Origin of the sequence: Brevibacillus sp. AY1 (genome assembly GCF_029870785.1) — a bacterium.
Lineage (GTDB): Bacteria > Bacillota > Bacilli > Brevibacillales > Brevibacillaceae > Brevibacillus > Brevibacillus invocatus.
Window position 1 is genome coordinate 1 of record NZ_JAFLPN010000088.1, and the last position, 2,599, is coordinate 2,599.

General features: G+C 38.9%; 2 protein-coding genes and 1 pseudogene. 1 reads left to right on the forward strand and 2 read right to left on the reverse strand.

What is annotated here, in order from left to right; genetic code table 11:
- Positions 1-117: 117 nt before the first annotated feature.
- Positions 118-891, reverse strand: a complete 774-nt coding sequence (locus JZI27_RS24730; RefSeq protein WP_280209821.1) for a CPBP family glutamic-type intramembrane protease — start codon at positions 889-891, stop codon at positions 118-120.
- A gap of 273 nt (positions 892-1,164) precedes the next feature.
- On the opposite strand from JZI27_RS24730, the gene JZI27_RS24735 reads away from it, so the two are divergent.
- Positions 1,165-1,782: a restriction endonuclease gene (locus tag JZI27_RS24735; RefSeq protein WP_280209822.1), complete on the forward strand. Its 618-nt coding sequence runs from the start codon at positions 1,165-1,167 to the stop codon at positions 1,780-1,782.
- Positions 1,783-2,102: 320 nt separating this feature from the next.
- On the opposite strand, the pseudogene JZI27_RS24740 reads toward JZI27_RS24735, so the two are convergent.
- Positions 2,103-2,525 (reverse strand): annotated as a pseudogene (locus JZI27_RS24740) (transposase); the annotation flags it as partial.
- Positions 2,526-2,599: the final 74 nt, after the last annotated feature.

A 2,599-nucleotide genomic window follows, 5' to 3' on the forward strand; every position in this document is an offset into this window, starting at 1 on the left:
TTTTAAAAAAGGATAAAGAAGAGATTGGGACAGTCTGTATATTTTTAAGATGGGTAATTATGAAATTGATTCAAGTAATTAATATTTAACCAAATTATATTATATTCGTCCTCACACTTATTTAAAGAAAAGTACTCTAATCATTTCCCACGCTATTCCCGAAAATGCATTGAAAACCCCGTGAGAAATCCAAGCTGCCAGGAATCCGTATCGAAGAAAAAATACGCCATCAATAAACCCAACAATGAAATACAATGGAAAGCTTTCTGCTGTCGGTTCATGCATCAAAGAAAATCCTGTTGAAATAAGAATTAACCATGTCAGTAAATATCGCTTGTCTCTTCTAACAAAAAGAGCATCCATAAACTTCTCAATTCTTTGGTGCATTCTATATTTCCTTCTATTGCCGACTACCGTGTCATCGAGTAACATGTTCAGGAATAAGAAAAGTCCACCGTATGGCATATAATGTACTAGTAGTTCTTCGGAGAATGTTGGCAATATGGAAATCATTAATAGCTCGCCTAGTCGACTTAGCGTACCGTCATTTACATATTGTCCACTGCCTACTCCAACAATTTCTCCACCCCACAAAAGAGGAAGAAATCGTATTCCATTAATGAAAAAGGCGCAAAAAGTTGCGACCAGAATGGGATAACAAATAACTTTATGCCACTCATTGGTAAGGACAAAGCGACTAAAGAAATCCTTGCGCATATCGGGGAAGATGAACAGAAGATATGTCATCATGAGGAATGGTGCTAAAAAGATATTGTAATTGTCCCCCTCCCATATCCCTAAGCCAAAATACACATCCAGTAATGTCCACAGAATGACGAATAATGTCCCAAATAGCAAAAATGAGGCTATTCTCGAAACAAGAGCGACCACTTTAATGCACCCTCTCCCCGAAATTTTTATACATTGTACAAGGAGAGCTTGTCTTTTATGACGAGCTTATGAATCAAGCAGAAATAACTCTAATTCATTTTCTGCTATGAACTACTTCCATCGGACTACTAGATATTTTAACCAAACCACTTAATTTAACCGGACTCACGTTCTAAAGTCAAGCGACTTATCTTAAAGATGGAGAGAATGTTTTGACTATCAAACTACAGTCAATACTGTGTAATGAATAAGAGAAGGAGTTGAGTTCCTCAGATGATTGAATTGGTTTTGGGTGTTGTTGTAGTCATTGGTATCTTGCTTTATCGAGGTTATCGCGGACATCTTCGTAGATTACAAGTAATTACAGATGACTTTTTTGCAACAGAAGAAGAATTGTACAAGACGATTGCTGCGGGATTATATCACAGATTTAAGAAGAGAAATACGAAGGATGGAGAAAAAGCAGCAATCGATACACCATATCAAAAGGATTCATCTGACGAAAACCCATACACATTCGAAGAATGGGTTGCGAGTGTTATGCAAAAGTATCGCGGTGGATACGCTTCTTCAACCAAAGCAAGTGGCGATTATGGGGTCGATATTGAACATAGTCGAGATGGAGGACTTTTTCTTGGACAAGTTAAGTGTTACCCTACTCCTGTCAATTATGAACCAATTGCTATTATCCACTCTCAAATGGTAAAGCAAAATGCTCAGGGCGGTTTTGTTGTGACCACAAGTGAATTCACCCCAAATGCCAAGAAGTATGCAGCTGAAACAAATATAGAATTAATTGAGGGTACAGAATTGGCAAAAATATGGATTCTGTCACAGAAATCTCAGTACGAATTTTTGAAACAGAAACAACTTCAAAACGAAGCTACGTAAAAGGACCTCTCTAGAGGTCCTTTTATAATCATATATTTCTAGATTGTTTCTCTAAAGCTGACATTGTTGATAAGTACCAAGGAATAAATGCTGTCCTTTAGATAAGACTCGCGAATGTGTTCAGAAACCCTCCATTTGGGATTGTAAATTATTTTGTGTAAATGGGTTTTTAAGAAATAAAAAGTCACATCGAAGGCTTTACATGGAGGGGCGGGCATGATAGGCTCGTTTGCCATGCGATGCATGTTTTTACAGGGATCGCCCAATCGCAAGATCTCATGCCCGCAGAGGCTCCATGTCAAGCCGGCTCAACCGATGGATCAGGCGGACAGTTCCGCTTGCAATCTGTCTCCAAAATGGATAGCAAGCTGCGATATACATTCTTTCCAACTCCTGACTGGCATAGTCCACTTCTTCGAAGCCTCAATCGTTGCAAGATAGATGATCTTTCGTAGCGCATCGTCAGATGGATAGGCAGTTTTCGTTTTGGTTACTTTGCGGAGTTGACGGTGGTATCCCTCAATAATATTTGTGGTATAGATCATCTTACGAATTTCAGCAGGATAGTTAAAATAGGCGGTCAACTCAATCCAGTTATTTTCCCAGGAGCGAATGATAATGGGATATTTTTTCTCCCATCTCTCTTTAAACGTAGCGAAGGCCACCTCGGCTTCTTCTAATGTAAGAGCTTGATAGACTTTCTTTAAGTCTGCCAAGACTAGCTTCTCTTCTTTGAAGGGAACGACGGATTGTAATATGAAGTGCGACACCTAACCAAAGGCAAAAAAATGGCCCATGATTGATTCGTGTAAAATGA

What these genes read in the sequence shown, in the direction of transcription:
- JZI27_RS24735 (WP_280209822.1), top strand. Translation starts at nt 1,165, where the DNA reads ATGATTGAATTGGTTTTGGGTGTTGTTGTAGTCATTGGTATCTTGCTT.